This window comes from Actinosynnema sp. NPDC050801 (genome assembly GCF_040673975.1).
Classification (GTDB): Bacteria; Actinomycetota; Actinomycetes; order Mycobacteriales; family Pseudonocardiaceae; genus Actinosynnema.
Genome location: NZ_JBFAQZ010000001.1, coordinates 239277 through 254124, shown reverse-complemented (window position 1 = coordinate 254124; position 14848 = coordinate 239277). Strand labels below are relative to the sequence as shown.

The window sequence follows — 14848 nt, the reverse complement described above, 5'->3', positions numbered from 1 at the left end:
GCTGCCGTCTGGGTGACCCGGGCGGCCGGCAAATCCCGGAATGCTGCTCTGCGTGCGCGCCGCTCGCCTGGAAAGCCCGCCGAACCCGGGCCCCGGCCACACCGGCGACCGCACGACCGACCGCTCGCCGCGTGAAACCGACCGACCGACCCGAAGCCGCCACGTTCGGCCGCAGCCACCCAGGTGACAGACATCACGCGGACCCGGGACGGGGAAGTCCGGAAAAACCAGAAGTCCCACCCACGACCGTGGATGGGACTTCATGATTCTGGTGGGCGAGGGGGGAGTTGAACCCCCACGTCCTTTCGGACACACGGACCTGAACCGTGCGCGTCTGCCATTCCGCCACTCGCCCGGAGCGACGTGGGGAACACTAGCATGGTCCCCGTCCGGGTTACCAATTGCCCCGTGTACCGCCACGTCAGCCCGGATACGATCGGTCGTAGAAGTCGACCGGGTCGGAGGGTTGCCGTGGGCCTCGTACAGCGCTTCGAGCGCCGTCTCGAAGGCATCGTCGGCAACACCTTCGCGCGTGTGTTCGGTGGCAACGTCGTCCCGCAGGAAGTGGCCCAGGCACTGCAGCGGGAGGCGGAGAGCAGCATCCGCGAGTTGGCGGGTGGCAGGTTGCTCGCTCCGAACCACTTCCAGGTCCTGCTGGGTCCGCAGGACCACGATCGGCTTGCCGGGGACGGTCAGGATGAACTACGCATCACCCAGCTTCTGGGGGACTCCATCCGGGAGCACCTCGAAGAGAGCGGATGGGATACCTATGGTGACGTCGTAGTCTCCCTGGAGCGCTCCGACGCGCTGCACACGGGACAGTTCCGAACCAGCTCGTCCGTCGACCCCGACGTGAAAGTTGCCAGCCGACGGTCAGCACCACCTCGCACTGCAGGAGACGGATCCATGAGCCAGCCTCCCGGCTACGGACAAGGACAGGGCCAGCCCGCCTACGACCCCTATGCACAGGGCGGCTACGGCCAGCAGCAGCAGGGCTACGACCAGCAGGGTTACGGTCAGCAGCAACCCGGTTACGAGCAGGGCTACGGCCAGCAGCAACCCGGCTACGAGCAGGGCTACGGCCAACAGCAGCCCGGTTACGAGCAGGGCTACGGTCAGCAGCAACCCGGCTACGAGCAGGGCTACGGCCAGCAGCAGGGCTACGACCAGGGTTACGGTCAGCAGCAGCCCGGTTACGGTCAGCCCGGTTACGACCAGGGCTACGGCCAGCAGGGCTACGACCAGGGTTACGGCCAGCAGGGTTACGGCCAGCCCGGCTACGACCAGGGCTACGGCCAGCAGGGCTACGGCGACCCGGCACAGGGTTACGCGCCCCCGGCGGTCCAGTCCGGTCCCCGGCAGCTGAACGCGACGCTGCACCTGGACGACGGCTCCAACCGCACCTACAACCTCAAGCAGGGCGGCAACGTCGTCGGCCGCGGCCAGGAAGCGGACTTCCGACTTCCCGACACCGGGGTCTCCAGGAGGCACCTGGAGATCACGTGGGACGGGCACAGTGCCATGCTCGCTGATCTCGGTTCGACGAACGGCACCACGGTGAACGGCACTCCAGTGCAGACTTGGCAGCTCGCGGAAGGCGATGTCGTCCGCATCGGCCACTCCTCGCTGGTCTACCGCACCCAGGGCTGACCAGTACATTCTGGGCGCGTCGATTCGGGCGAAGGCGTGACGGCACTCAAGTCAGGAGCGGTTACAACCGGTGCCAGAGCTGGTGATGCAGCTGACCAGAGCGGGCTTCCTCGTCCTGCTCTGGTTGTTCGTGTTGGCTGCGCTTCGAGTGGTCCGCTCCGATCTGTACGCGGCGTCGGGGCTCCGTGTCCCGACGCCCAAGTTCGGTAGGGGCGCGAACAAAGCCGCCCGGGGGAACAAGGCGGCCCGGCAGCTCGTCGTGACGCACGGCGCGCTGGCGGGCACGCGCATCTCCCTGGACGGCAGGCCGATCATGATCGGCCGCGCCGACGACTCCACGCTCGTGCTGGACGACGACTTCGCGTCGACCCGGCACGCGCGGCTGTCGATGCGCGGCACCGACTGGTACGTGGAGGACTTGGGCTCCACGAACGGCACCTATCTCGACCGGGCGAAGGTCACGGCCCCACTCCGGGTCCCGCTCGGCTCCCCGATCCGAATTGGCAAAACGGTGATCGAGCTGCGCTCATGACCCTCGTCCTCCGATACGCGGCCCGCAGCGACCGGGGCCTGGTCCGATCGAACAATCAGGACTCCGTGTACGCGGGCCCACGCCTGCTCGCACTCGCCGACGGCATGGGTGGCCACGCCGCGGGTGAAGTCGCGAGCAAGGTCGTCATCGCCGCCCTGGCACCGCTCGACGACGACGAGCCGGGCGACGACCTGCTGGGCCAGCTGCGCGACGCGGTGATCGCCGGCAACGGCGCGATCTCCGAGCTCGTGCAGAGCGACCCCGACCTGGACGGCATGGGCACCACGCTCACCGCCGTGCTGTTCGCGGGCTCGCGGCTGGGCATGGTGCACATCGGCGACTCGCGCGCCTACATGCTGCGCAACGGCACGTTCACGCAGATCACGCACGACGACACGTTCGTGCAGTCGTTGATCGACGAGGGACGGATCACCGAAGAGGAAGCGGCCACGCACCCGCAGCGGTCACTGCTGCTGCGCGCGTTGACCGGCCACGAGGTGGAGCCGAGGCTGATGGTGCGGGAGGCCCGCCCGGGCGACCGCTACCTGCTGTGCTCGGACGGCCTGTCCGGCGTGGTCAGCATGGAGACGCTCGAAGAGGCGATCCGCATCACGGACCCGCAGGCGTGCGCGGACCGGATGATCGAGCTGGCGCTCAAGGGCGGCGGCCCCGACAACGTGACGGTCGTCATCGCCGACGTGGTCGACGTCGACTTCGGGGAGGACGCCCCGATAGTGGGCGGCGCGGCCGGAGACGGCAGCGAAGACCCGCCACCCCCCGACTCGCCCGCCTCGCGGGCGAGTTCCATCACCGGCCCGCGGCCGGTACCGCAGCGGGTCGAGCCGATGCCGCCGCCGGACCCCCGGCGGGCCCGCGGCAACCGGCTCAAGGCGCTCGCGCTGGTGGTCTTCCTGCTCCTGCTGCTGGTCGCGGCCGGTCTGGGCACCCGCTGGTACGTGCTGCGCCAGTACTACGTCGGCACCGCGGACAACGGCGAGGTGTCGGTGTTCCGCGGCGTCACCGGCAGCGTCTTCGGCTTCGACCTGCACCGCCGGGTGGAGGGCTCGTGCCCGCCGGGCTCGCAGGCCTGCGAGCCGATCACGGTGGACGACCTCAAGGTCGCCACCAGGGACGTCGTGCGCAACGGCATCACCGACGTGGACGGCCTGGAGGGCGCCCGGGAGGCGATCCGCAGGCTGCGCACCGAGCAGACGCTGCCGTTCTGCCCGAAGGGTGGCACCGAGGGCACGCCGGGAACGTCCACCACCTCGGTGGACCCGACGGCAACCTCGACCGCGCCGCCGACGTCCACCACTGCGGAGGGAACTCCCCTCCCCACGCCCGTGCAGAAGCCGGGCACGGATTGCCGAAAGGGTCAGTAGTCGCATGGGTTCGCCGGTCACCGGCGCTGAGGGCACACCGCTCGCGGCGGCGAGCAGCACGTCGCCCGGGTTGAGGCCGCCCACGCGACGCACCACGGAACTGTTCATGCTCGCGTTCGCGGCCGTCCTGGTGACGGGCGCGTTGATCCTGGTGGAGGCCAACCAGGAGCAGGAGCTGAGCCTCAGCATCCTGTGGCTGGGCCTGGCGTACCTCGGGCTGCTGACCGTGGCGCACCTCGCGGTGCGCAAGTGGGCGCCCTACGCCGACCCGGTGATCCTGCCGTGCGTCGCGCTGCTCAACGGCCTGGGCCTGGTGATGATCCACCGGATCGACCTGGCCATGGCGGACGTGAAGCTGCCGAACAACCAGGTCTGGTCGTCGGCCGCGCCCAAGCAGGTGCTGTGGACGGCGATCGCGCTGGTGCTGTTCTGCACCGTGCTGAAGGTGCTGTCCGACCACCGCACGCTGGCCCGCTACGGCTACACCGCGGGCCTGCTGGGCCTGGTCGCGCTGGTGCTGCCCGGTGTGCTGCCGAGCTTCATCGCGCCGGAGATCAACGGTGCGAAGATCTGGCTGAGCTTCGGCGCGTTCTCCATCCAGCCGGGCGAGTTCGCGAAGATCCTGCTGATGGTGTTCTTCGCCGCGTTCCTGGTGTCCAAGCGCGACCTGTTCACCGTCGCGGGCCGCCGGGTCATCGGCCTGGACCTGCCGCGGGCGCGCGACCTGGGCCCGCTGATCGCCGCGTGGGCGGTCGGCGTGAGCATCATGGTGCTGCAGAAGGACCTGGGCAGCTCGCTGCTGTTCTTCGGCATCGTGCTGGTGCTGCTGTACGTGGCGACCGAGCGGGCCGCGTGGGTCGTGCTGGGCGTGCTGATGTTCTGCGTCGGCGCGTTCGTGGCGTGGAAGCTGTTCGGCCACGTCCAGGTCCGGGTGCAGAACTGGCTCGACCCGTTCGCGGACCCGTCCGGCACGGGCTACCAGATCGTGCAGTCGCTGTTCGGGCTCGGCACCGGCGCGCTGTTCGGCGCGGGCCTGGGCGGCGGGCGGCCGGACCAGATCCCGGAGGCCAACACCGACTTCATCACCGCGGTGATCGGCGAGGAACTGGGCTTCGTCGGGCTGGCCGCGGTGCTGCTGATCTACACCGTGCTCGCGATGCGCGGCCTGCGCAACGCGCTCGCGGTGCGTGACACGTTCGGCAAGCTGCTCGGCGGCGGCTTGGCGTTCGCGGTGGCGTTCCAGATCTTCATCGTCGTCGGCGGCGTGACCAAGCTGATCCCGATGACCGGTATCACCGCGCCGTTCCTGTCCAAGGGCGGCTCGTCGCTGCTGGCCAACTACATCCTGGTGGCCCTGCTGCTGCGCATCTCGGACGCGGCGCGCGCGCCGAAGTCGACGCCGAAGCCCAGGCCGCAGCAGCCGGCCATCGCCGACCAGTTCACAGTCATGGTGGAGCGTCCGAAATGAACACACCGCTCCGCCGGGTGGGCCTCGCCATGATGGCGATGATGCTCTTGCTGTTGGGCAACGCGACGTACGTGCAGGTCATCAAGGCCGACGACTACCGCAAGGACCCGCTGAACCGGCGCGTGATCCTGGACCAGTACTCGCGCGAGCGCGGCCAGATCATCGCCGCCGACGGCACACCGCTGGCCAGCGTGCAGCGGGTCGACGACCGGCTCAAGTACCTGCGCACCTACGCCGGAGGCGCGGCGTTCGCGCCGGTGACCGGCTACTTCTCCACGCTCTACGGCGCGGGCGGCATGGAGCGCGCCGAGGACGACCTGCTCAACGGCTCGGACGACCGGCTGTTCGCGCGCCGGGTGTCCGACCTGATCACCGGCCGCGACCCCAAGGGCGGCAGCCTCCAGCTGACCATCGACGCGAAGCTGCAGCAGATCGCGTACGAGAGGCTCCAGGGCGTGACCGGCACGGTGGTCGCGATCCGGCCGCAGACCGGGGAGATCCTGGCCATGGCCAGCACCCCGTCCTACGACCCGAACGTGCTGGCCAGCCACGACGTGGACGTGCAGGAAGAGGCCTGGGTCGGCTATGACGCGGACAAGTCCAAGCCGATGCTCAACCGCGCGATCCACGAGAACTACCCGCCGGGCTCGACGTTCAAGCTCGTGGTGACGGCGGCGGCGCTGGCCGAGGGCAAGACCAAGGACACCGAGGTCGACGGCCGGCCGTCGATCACGCTGCCCGGCACCGAGAACAAGCTGCCGAACTTCAACGACACCGTGTGCGGCAACGGCGTCACGGCCAGGCTCGAGGAGGCGCTGGCCAAGTCGTGCAACACGGCGTTCGCGGTGCTGGCCGCCGAGATGGGCCCGGACAAGCTGCGCGACCAGGCGGCCAAGTTCGGCATCGGCGAGCAGGACCTGTCGATCCCGCTGTCGGTGGTGCCCTCGACGCTGGGCCCGATGTCGGACAAGCCGTCGGTCTACCAGACCGGCATCGGCCAGAAGGACGTCCGGGTGACGCCGCTGGCCAACGCGGTGATGGCGGCGACCATCGCCAACGGCGGCGTGCGGATGCAGCCGCACCTCGTCGGCAAGATCCTGGCGCCCGACCTGCAGTCGATCAGCGAGACGAAGCCGGACGAGGTCGACGAGGCGATGGAGCCCGGCGAGGCGGCCGTGCTGCGCGACATGATGATCGCCTCGGAGAACAACACCGGTGGCGGCGGCAAGCTCAGCGGCGTGACCATCGCGTCCAAGACCGGCACCGCCGAGCACGGCGACGACGTGCGCTCGACCAACCCGCACGCCTGGTACGTGGCGTTCGCGCCCGCCGAGAAGCCGGAGATCGCGATCGCGGTGATCGTGGAGAACGGCGGCCAGCAGGGCCTGGCGGCCACCGGCGGCCGGGTCGCCGCACCGATCGGCCGCGCGGTCATCGGCGCCTACCTCGGGGGACGCTGATGCTGACCTCCGGCCAGTTGCTCGCCGAGCGGTACCGCCTCAGCAAGCGGATCGCGGTCGGCGGCATGGGCGAGGTCTGGGAGGCCGACGACACCCGGCTGGACCGCAAGGTCGCGGTGAAGGTGCTGAAGGCGGAGCTCAGCGGTGACGCCGAGTTCCTGAACCGGTTCCGCATCGAGGCGCGCACCACCGCGTCGCTCAACCACCCCGGCATCGCCGCGGTGCACGACTACGGCGAGACCGCGTCGATCCCGGACGGGCCGGAGGACACCGCCTACCTGGTGATGGAGCTGGTGGAGGGCGAGCCGCTGGCCGCGATCATCGCCCGCGGCAGGCTCGGCGCGGACCGCACGCTCGACGTGCTGGAGCAGGCGGGCAACGCGTTGCAGGCCGCGCACGAGCGCGGGCTGGTGCACCGCGACGTCAAGCCGGGCAACATCCTGGTCACCCCGACCGGCACGGTGAAGATCACCGACTTCGGCATCGCGAAGGCGGCTGACGCGGCGCCGGTCACGCACAGCGGCATGGTCATGGGCACGGCCCACTACATCGCGCCGGAACAGGCCCTCGGTCACGCCGCCGAGCCCGCCTCGGACGTCTACGCGCTGGCGGTGTGCGGCTACGAGTGCCTGACCGGGCACCGGCCGTTCCTGTCGGAGAACGCGGTGACGGTCGCGATGATGCACATCCGCGACATCGCGCCGCCGCTGCCGCCGGACGTGCCGCCGGGCCCGCGGGCGCTGATCGAGGCGACCCTGGTCAAGGACCCGCGCCAGCGCTACCGCAACGGCGGCGAGTTCGCGTCCGCGGTGGGCGCGGTGCGCGCCGGCCAGCCGCTGCCCGCGCCGTCCGGACTGGCGATGGTGGTCGGTGCGCCGATGGCCGCGCCGATGACGCCGCCGCCCGCGCAGCGGGCCCATCCCGGTGTCCCGGGAACCCATCCCGGGTCGCGTCCGGCCATGCAACCCGTCCCACCAGGTATGAACACTCCGCACACGGGCGCTTTCCGTCCGTTGCCGCCGGGCGCACGGCCACCGGGGCGCAACCGCGCCGTGCTGTGGGTTATGGTCGCTGTGCTGGTGGTCGCGCTGCTGGTGCTCGGCGTGGTCATCTTGCGCTGGGCGCTGAAGGACGAAGAGGTGCCCGGCGGGGCGAACCAGCAGGGCACCACGAGCGCCCGCCCGTTGGACGACTCGACCGATCGGCTCCCCGGCAAGCCGAAGGTGACGATCACGGAGTCGGACTACGTCGACCTCCCGGTGGACGAAGTCGCGAAGAAGCTCTCCGGGCACGGCTTGGAACCCGAGGTGCACTCCGAGGACGGGGGCGCGCCGCCGGATCCCGAGCGGTGCCTGGTGTCGGACCTGGCGCCGACCGGTGAGGTTGCGATCGGCTCACGGGTCACGGTGACGTGTGTGCCGACTTAACGCCGAAACGGTACGAAAGCGAACGCAAGGCTTGATGGTGAGACCGTTGACGAGGAGCGGGACGAAGCACTGATGAGCACTCCGCGACTGCTCTCCAACCGCTACGAACTGGGTGAGACCCTCGGCTACGGCGGCATGTCGGAGGTGCACAAGGGCCGGGACGTCCGCCTCGGCCGGGACGTGGCCATCAAGGTCCTGCGCGCCGACCTCGCCCGTGACACCCAGTTCCAGGAGCGGTTCCGTCGCGAGGCACAGAACTCGGCGGCGTTGAACCACCCGGCGATCGTCGCGGTCTACGACACCGGGGAGACCCAGACCGAGTACGGCCCGCTGCCCTACATCGTCATGGAGTTCGTCGACGGCCGCACGCTGCGCGACATCGTGAAGACCCAGGGCCCGTTGTCGGGCAAGCGGGCGATGGAGGTCATGGCCGACGTGTCGGCCGCGCTGGACTTCAGCCACCGGCACGGCATCGTGCACCGGGACGTGAAGCCGGCGAACGTGATGATCACCCGGGCCGGCGCGGTGAAGGTGATGGACTTCGGCATCGCCCGCGCGGTGCACGACGGCCAGGCCGCGGTGACCCAGACGGCCGCCGTGATAGGGACCGCGCAGTACCTGTCGCCGGAGCAGGCCCGCGGCGAGGCCGTGGACGGGCGTTCCGACGTGTACGCCTCGGGTTGCGTGCTGTTCGAGCTGCTGACCGGGGAGCCTCCGTTCACCGGCGACTCGCCCGTGGCGGTGGCCTACCAGCACGTGCGGGAGGACCCGAAGTCTCCGTCGTCGCTGAACCCGAAGGTGACGCCCGCGCTGGACGCGATCGTGCTGAAGGCCATGGCCAAGGGACCGGCCAACCGCTACCAGTCGGCCGCCGAGATGCGCGCGGACCTGGTGCGCGTGCTGTCCGGCCAGCGCCCGTCGGCGCCCGCCGTGATGACGGCCGAGGACCGCACCGCGGTGCTCGGCCAGACGTCGGCGCCGCGCACCGAGATCGCGCCCTCCGCGGGCGGTCGGCACCGGCCGCAGCCGCAGCGCGAGGAGCCCTCCGAGTACGACCCGCTGGCGGAGGAGGACGAGGAGCGGCGCGCCCGGCGCAAGAAGGCGATCATGGTGACCCTGGTCGTCCTGCTGTGCATCGCCGTGCTCGCGCTCGCCACGTGGATCACCACGTCCCTGCTCAACGACGGCGACGGGCAGAACAACGCGACCTCGGACAAGGTGTCGGTGCCCGCGCTCGTGGGCAAGACGCAGCAGGTCGCCCACGCCGAGCTGGAGGCGAAGGGCCTCGGCGTCGAGGTGGTGCTGACGCCGTGCCAACCGGGCACCGAGCCCGCCTGCAAGGACGACCAGATCGGCAAGGTCATCTCGACCGACCCGCCCGCGAACCGCGAGGTGGACAAGCGCAGCTCGGTCAAGCTGATGATCGGGGCCAACCCGGAGCCCGCGCCGGTGCCCAACGTCACCGGCCTGAGCCCGACCGACGCGCAGAAGAAGCTCGAAGCGGAGCGCTGGGTCTACCAGCAGGCCACCGAGACGGTCGAGACCGAGGACCCGAACCTGGTCGGCAAGGTCGTCTCGCAGTCGCCGTCGCCGGGCACCAACGCACCGAAGGGCAGCGCGATCACGGTGACGCTGGGCAAGGCCCCGGACACCGTGCAGCTGCCGGACGTGACCGGCCAGACGGTCGAGAACGCCAGGGCGACCCTTGAGGGCAACGGGTTCAAGGTGCAGACCAAGGACGTCGACAGCCCGGAGCCGCTCAACGAGGTCATCGCCCAGAACCCGGCGCCGGGGCGGGCGGAGAAGGGCACGCTGGTGACGTTGAGCGTGTCCAAGAGCAACCAGTTCATCATGCCCGACCTGCGCGGTCTCACCGAGAACCAGGCCCGCACCAAGCTCAGCCAGGCGGGGTGGACCGGCAACGACCTGACCGTCAGCGACAAGGAGCCGGTCTCCGAGATCGGCCAGAACAACAAGATCCTGGACCAGGAGATCAAGCCGGACGCGCCGGCGGCCAAGAACGCGCGGATCAACGTGATCCTGGGCGAGTTCAAGGTCGGCGGTGGCCCGACCACGACCAGGTAGTCGACAGCGACGAACGGCCCCCCTCCGCGCGGAGGGGGGCCGTTCGTCGTTCGGGCCGGGCTACTTCCGCAGGGCCGCCGCGGCGAGTTGGCGCATGCCGTTCTCCAGCTGCGACACGGTCCCCTCGGGCACCTCGAAGCCGCACACCTCGAGCCAGTTCGCCAACATCCGGTGGCCGCCCTCGGTCAGCACGGACTCGGGGTGGAACTGGACGCCCTCCACCGGCAGCTCGCGGTGCCGCATGGCCATCACCACGCCGGACTCGGTGCGCCCGGTCACCTCGAACTCGGCCGGGATGGTGTCCGGCAGCACGGTCAGGGAGTGGTAGCGGGTCGCGGTGAACGGGCTGGGCACGCCCTTCAGCACGCCCGAGCCGTTGTGGTGCACCACGCTGGTCTTGCCGTGCAGCAGTTCCGGCGCGAGGTCGACCGTGCCGCCCCACACCGCGCCGATCGCCTGGTGGCCGAGGCACACGCCGAACACCGGGACGCCGCGGTCCGCGCAGTGGCGGATGACGTCCATGCTCCGGCCCGCCTTGTCCGGCGTGCTGGGGCCCGGGCTGACGAGGACGCCACCGACCTCGCCGACCTCGTCCAGCTCGACGGCGTCGTTGCGCCGCACCACGCACTCGACCCCGAGCTGGGCCAGGTACTGGACGAGGTTGTAGACGAAGCTGTCGTAGTTGTCGACCACGAGCACGCGCATGCCGCCAGCCTAGCCGTGACGAACCTCTCGCCAGAAGTGAGCTTAGGCTCACCTAACCTAGAGGTATGACCCGTTCCCTGCGCGTCGCCGTCGTCGGCGCCGGCCCCGCCGGCATCTACGCCGCCGACATCCTGACCAAGTCCGCGGCCGAGTCGGGGACGGACGTCGGCGTCGACCTCTTCGAGCGGATGCCCGCCCCGTACGGCTTGATCAGGTACGGCGTCGCCCCGGACCACCCGCGCATCAAAGGCATCGTCAACGCCCTGCAACGGGTGCTGGACCGGCCGGGGATCAGGTTCTTCGGCAACGTCGAGTACGGCGTCGACCTCAAGCTGGACGACCTCAGGCACTTCTACGACGCGGTGATCTTCTCCACCGGCGCGGAGAAGGACCGGCCGCTGCCCATCCCCGGCATCGACCTCGACGGCTCCTACGGCGCGGCCGAGTTCGTCTCCTGGTACGACGGCCACCCCGACGTGCCCCGGACGTGGCCGCTTCGGGCTCGCGAAGTCGCCGTGCTCGGCGTCGGCAACGTCGCGCTCGACGTCGCCCGCGTGCTCGCCAAGACCGCCGACGAGCTGCTGAGCACCGACATCCCGGACAACGTCCACGAGGGCCTGGAGGCCAGTCCCGTCACCGACGTGCACGTGTTCGGCAGGCGTGGACCGGCGCAGGCCAAGTTCACCCCGCTGGAGCTGCGCGAGCTCGACCACTCGCCCAACGTCGAGGTCGTCGTGCACCCGGAGGGCATCGACTTCGACGCCGCCAGCATGGCCTCGATCCGGTCGAACAAGCAGGTCGAGATGGTGGTCAGGACGCTGCAGGAGTGGGCGATCCGCGACGTCGGCGACCGGCCGCGCCGACTGCACCTGCACTTCCTCGAAGCGCCCGTGGAGGTGCTCGGGTCGACGGAGGTCACCGGCCTGCGCACCGAGCGGATGGAGCTGACCGGCGACGGCGGCGTGCGCGGCACCGGCGTGTTCACCGACTGGCCCGTCCAGGCGGTGTACCGGGCCGTGGGCTACCTGTCCACGCACCTGGTCGACCTGCCGTTCGACCACACGTCCGGCACCGTGCCGCACCAGGCGGGCCGCGTGCTCGACCTGGACGAGCAGGCGATGACCGGCGTCTACGTCACCGGTTGGATCAAGCGCGGCCCGGTCGGCCTCATCGGCCACACCAAGGGCGACGCGCTGGAGACCGTCACCAGCCTGCTCGCCGACGCGCCGCTGCTGCCGGTCGCGCCGAGCCGCGCGCCCGACTCGGTGGTCCGGTTCCTGGAGCAGCGCGCGGTGCCGTTCACCACCGTGGACGGGTGGCGGAAGCTGGACGCGCACGAGCTCGCCCTCGGCGCCGCCCGCGGCCGCGACCGGGTCAAGGTCGTCGACCGCGCGGAGATGACCGACATCTGCCGGTCGTAGTGCCTACTGGGGCGTGGTCACGTTGTTGAACGGCAGCTTCGGCTCCGCCCACGGGAACACCACGAACATCAGCAGCGCCACCACCCCGGCCACGAGCACCAGCGCCTCCAGGACGCGCACGGGCAGCGGGCCGGGGAGGTGCCGCCAGATCCACCCGTACATCACTGCTCCTTCATCTCTTCGGGCACGAAGCCGGGGGCCTTGGGGTAGCTCTTCGTCAGCATCGAGTGCACGATCAGCCGCTGCTTGTCGGAGAACCGCGGGTGGCAGGTGGTCAGCGTCATCAACTTCTGCTGCTGCGCCGCGGGCACCTCGCCGGTGAAGTACGGCACCGGGTCGATCACCTCGCCCTGGGTGGGCAGCACGATCGACTGGCCGACCGCCTTGTCGTAGGGCGCGCCCAGCGGCGCGACCTCCGCGCACCGGGGGTCGGCCTGCTTCTCCGCCCACGTCGCGGCCTCGCCCGCCTTCGGCAGCACCCGGTAGACGAACCACTGGGTCTGCGTCTCCACCACGATCGCGTCGCAGGAGTTCAGCAGGTCCAGGTCGTTGAACGGCGCGCCCTTGCCGACGCGGTGGCCGGCCACGGCGAAGTTGCCCGGGTCGCCCGGCAGCGCGGTGCCCTTGTAGTGGCCGGGGCCGATCTCCAGGTCCTTGTCGGTGGTGCCCTCGACGACGGAGAACTTGTAGTCCGGGCCGAACACCGGGATGTACATCTTGGCGAACGCCTGGCCGTCCAGCAGCTCGTACTGCGCCTGCCGCTGCTGGTCGGCCTCGACCGTGTTCGAGTTCCACTGGTCGTCCAGCGCCTGGGTGGCGTCGTCCTGCTTGCCCGCGGAGATGAGGTCGGTGACGTACACCTCGTAGACCACGAACAGCAGGATGACCAGACCGGCCGTGATCAGCAGCTCGCCGATGGCGCGGACCGTCTTGCGGGCCGTGCTGTCCGGCGGCGGTGCGGGCTGGTCGTCCTCGTCGTAGTAGTCGTCGTCCTCGTAGTACTCGTCGTCGTAGTCGTCGTACTGGTCGTCGTAGTCGTCCACCGGCGCGATGACCTCGGTGGGCGGGTCGACGGGGCGCGGGCGGCGCGGGGGTGCCGGCGGGCGGGCGCCGGGAGGCGGCGGGAGGCTGCCGGAGAACGCGTTGGTGTAGCGGGTGGCGTCGGCCTCCGGGGGCGCGGGGCGGGGGCGCCGGGCGTTCGGCGGAGGAGGCGGCGCTCCGCCGAGCCGTGCGGCCACCTCGGACGAGGCCGGAACCGGGGCGGGCGCGGGCCGGTTCGCCGGGTCGTCGGGCGCACGGCGACGCCCGCCGGGAGGGACGGGCTCGTCGCGCGGCGCTCGGCGGCCGTCGGGCGGCTCGATCCGCGCCGGGTCGACGTACGAGGTCGCCTCGGCGTGGGTCGGCACGGGCGGCGGCACGACGTCCTCGCGGGTCGGCCGGCGACCGACGGGTGGCACGGTCCCCGGTGGCACGGCCCTGGCGGGCACGTCACGACGAGCGCGGCGGCCGGTGGCCGGCGGCTCCGCGTACGGCGGTTCCGCGTACGGCTCGACGGGCGGCGCGACGTCCTCGCGGCGCGCACGACGACCCGCGGGGGGTTCCACCGCCGGTGGCTCGACGTCGTCACGACGGGCTCGACGGCCGGTGGCGGGCGGTTCCACGTACACCGGCTCGGCGTACGGCGGCTCGGGCGGCACGACCTCGTCGCGACGCGCGCGACGTCCGGCGGGTGGCTCGACCGGTGGTGGTTCGACGTCGTCGCGACGTGCCCGGCGGCCGGTCGGCGGCGGCCCGGCGGGGGGCGGGAAGGTCTCGGGGCGGGGCGGGAGGGACTCCCCCGGACGGCTGAAACCGCCGGGAGGGGTCGCGGGCCGATCAGGGCCGCCGGCCCGGCCGACCGGGCGGTCGAACCCCCCGGGAGGCGTCGGCGGGCGGTCGACACCGCCGGGCGGGGTGAGCGGTCGGTCGGGGCCGCCGGGACGGCCGACCGACGGGTCGAACCCGCCGGGAGGCGTCGATGGCCTGGTGAAACCACCGGGCGGGGTGGGCGGGCGGTGGCCGGGGAGCGGCGGTTCACCGGGGATCCGGGGCGGCTGTGGCCTGGGTCGCGGCGGTCGGCCCGGCGGGCCGCCTTGCGGCGGGGGCGGGTCGTAGCTCACCGGAAAACCTCCCAAGCCGAACGTTCCAGACCTACACGGTGCTTCAGGGACCTGCTCGGTTACGTTAACGTGTTCATCCAGCAGTGGACGTGAACTCGCGCCACTGGAGGCCTATCCACCCGTCAGGCGAGGACAGCATGCCCAAGTCCAAGGTCCGCAAGAAGGCCGTCTACACGGCGCCTGCCGATCGCCGCACCCCGGTGAAGGTCAAGGCAGCGGGGCCGTCGCACCCCGTCTACGTCGCCGTGATGCTCGGCATGATGCTGTTGGGGCTGGCGTGGCTGGTGGTCAACTACATCGCGGGCGAGAAGGTCCCGGTCATGATGGACCTGGGGTCCTGGAACTTCGGCATCGGATTCGCCCTGATGATCGTCGGCCTGTTGATGACCATGAAGTGGCGTTGACCACGCACTACGCCTAGTGGCTGACGGCCCGGACGTGCACCACGTCCGGGCCGTCTCGCGTTCCCCCGTCGTTCACGCAGTTCACCGGACGGTCACCGAAGCACACAGGTGTAAGTCATCCCCAATGGGGACAACTCCTGTGGACAACTTTGCGA

12 protein-coding genes and 1 tRNA gene are annotated in these 14848 nt (G+C 70.8%); 9 read left to right on the top strand and 4 right to left on the bottom strand.

What is annotated here, in order from left to right:
* Positions 1-269: 269 nt before the first annotated feature.
* Positions 270-355: transfer RNA gene (locus tag AB0K14_RS01215), tRNA-Leu, on the bottom strand.
* Positions 356-471: 116 nt separating this feature from the next.
* Between AB0K14_RS01215 and AB0K14_RS01210 the strand changes: the two genes are divergently transcribed.
* The 7 genes from AB0K14_RS01210 (at position 472) to pknB (ending at position 10004) form a co-directional block, all read left to right on the top strand.
* Positions 472-1650 carry an FhaA domain-containing protein gene (locus AB0K14_RS01210; protein ID WP_360448506.1) on the top strand — a complete coding sequence of 393 codons (1179 nt, stop codon included), beginning with the start codon at positions 472-474 and terminating at the stop codon, positions 1648-1650.
* 70 nt (positions 1651-1720) lie between these two features.
* On the top strand, positions 1721-2182 hold the full coding sequence (locus AB0K14_RS01205; protein WP_184926688.1) for an FHA domain-containing protein: 462 nt from the start codon (positions 1721-1723) through the stop codon (positions 2180-2182).
* Positions 2179-3564: a PP2C family serine/threonine-protein phosphatase gene (locus tag AB0K14_RS01200; protein WP_360448509.1), complete on the top strand. Its 1386-nt coding sequence runs from the start codon at positions 2179-2181 to the stop codon at positions 3562-3564. Before AB0K14_RS01205 ends, AB0K14_RS01200 begins: the two co-directional genes overlap by 4 nt.
* 4 nt (positions 3565-3568) lie before the next feature.
* Positions 3569-5032: an FtsW/RodA/SpoVE family cell cycle protein gene (locus AB0K14_RS01195; RefSeq protein ID WP_360448512.1), complete on the top strand. Its 1464-nt coding sequence runs from the start codon at positions 3569-3571 to the stop codon at positions 5030-5032.
* Positions 5029-6492 carry a penicillin-binding protein 2 gene (locus AB0K14_RS01190; RefSeq protein ID WP_360448515.1) on the top strand — a complete coding sequence of 488 codons (1464 nt, stop codon included), beginning with the start codon at positions 5029-5031 and terminating at the stop codon, positions 6490-6492. Before AB0K14_RS01195 ends, AB0K14_RS01190 begins: the two co-directional genes overlap by 4 nt.
* On the top strand, positions 6492-7919 hold the full coding sequence (locus tag AB0K14_RS01185) for a serine/threonine-protein kinase (protein ID WP_360448518.1): 1428 nt from the start codon (positions 6492-6494) through the stop codon (positions 7917-7919). Before AB0K14_RS01190 ends, AB0K14_RS01185 begins: the two co-directional genes overlap by 1 nt.
* 72 nt (positions 7920-7991) lie before the next feature.
* Positions 7992-10004 (top strand): Stk1 family PASTA domain-containing Ser/Thr kinase, encoded by a 2013-nt coding sequence (gene pknB, locus AB0K14_RS01180; protein ID WP_360448521.1) that lies wholly within the window; start codon positions 7992-7994, stop codon positions 10002-10004.
* Between the two features lie 60 nt (positions 10005-10064).
* Here pknB and AB0K14_RS01175 read toward each other — a convergent pair whose 3' ends face one another.
* Complete coding sequence (locus AB0K14_RS01175; protein WP_360448523.1) at positions 10065-10709, bottom strand: aminodeoxychorismate/anthranilate synthase component II; 645 nt, start codon at positions 10707-10709, stop codon at positions 10065-10067.
* Positions 10710-10774: 65 nt separating this feature from the next.
* On the opposite strand from AB0K14_RS01175, the gene AB0K14_RS01170 reads away from it, so the two are divergent.
* Positions 10775-12130, top strand: coding sequence for an FAD-dependent oxidoreductase (locus AB0K14_RS01170; RefSeq protein ID WP_360448526.1), 1356 nt, complete (start codon positions 10775-10777; stop codon positions 12128-12130).
* A gap of 3 nt (positions 12131-12133) precedes the next feature.
* On the opposite strand, the gene AB0K14_RS01165 is transcribed toward AB0K14_RS01170, so the two are convergent.
* Complete coding sequence (locus AB0K14_RS01165) at positions 12134-12292, bottom strand: hypothetical protein (protein ID WP_170185175.1); 159 nt, start codon at positions 12290-12292, stop codon at positions 12134-12136.
* On the bottom strand, positions 12292-13827 hold the full coding sequence (locus AB0K14_RS01160) for a class E sortase (protein WP_360448530.1): 1536 nt from the start codon (positions 13825-13827) through the stop codon (positions 12292-12294). The genes AB0K14_RS01165 and AB0K14_RS01160 overlap by 1 nt, the downstream gene beginning before the upstream one ends.
* A 599-nt stretch (positions 13828-14426) precedes the next feature.
* On the opposite strand from AB0K14_RS01160, the gene crgA reads away from it, so the two are divergent.
* Complete coding sequence (gene crgA, locus AB0K14_RS01155; RefSeq protein ID WP_053714567.1) at positions 14427-14693, top strand: cell division protein CrgA; 267 nt, start codon at positions 14427-14429, stop codon at positions 14691-14693.
* The last annotated feature ends 155 nt before the right edge of the window (positions 14694-14848 follow it).

What these genes read in the sequence shown, in the direction of transcription:
- AB0K14_RS01195 (WP_360448512.1), top strand. Translation starts at nt 3,569, where the DNA reads ATGGGTTCGCCGGTCACCGGCGCTGAGGGCACACCGCTCGCGGCGGCG.
- crgA (WP_053714567.1), top strand. Translation starts at nt 14,427, where the DNA reads ATGCCCAAGTCCAAGGTCCGCAAGAAGGCCGTCTACACGGCGCCTGCC.
- AB0K14_RS01185 (WP_360448518.1), top strand. Translation starts at nt 6,492, where the DNA reads ATGCTGACCTCCGGCCAGTTGCTCGCCGAGCGGTACCGCCTCAGCAAG.
- AB0K14_RS01165 (WP_170185175.1), bottom strand. Translation starts at nt 12,292, where the DNA reads ATGTACGGGTGGATCTGGCGGCACCTCCCCGGCCCGCTGCCCGTGCGC.
- AB0K14_RS01170 (WP_360448526.1), top strand. Translation starts at nt 10,775, where the DNA reads ATGACCCGTTCCCTGCGCGTCGCCGTCGTCGGCGCCGGCCCCGCCGGC.
- AB0K14_RS01175 (WP_360448523.1), bottom strand. Translation starts at nt 10,709, where the DNA reads ATGCGCGTGCTCGTGGTCGACAACTACGACAGCTTCGTCTACAACCTC.
- pknB (WP_360448521.1), top strand. Translation starts at nt 7,992, where the DNA reads ATGAGCACTCCGCGACTGCTCTCCAACCGCTACGAACTGGGTGAGACC.
- AB0K14_RS01200 (WP_360448509.1), top strand. Translation starts at nt 2,179, where the DNA reads ATGACCCTCGTCCTCCGATACGCGGCCCGCAGCGACCGGGGCCTGGTC.
- AB0K14_RS01190 (WP_360448515.1), top strand. Translation starts at nt 5,029, where the DNA reads ATGAACACACCGCTCCGCCGGGTGGGCCTCGCCATGATGGCGATGATG.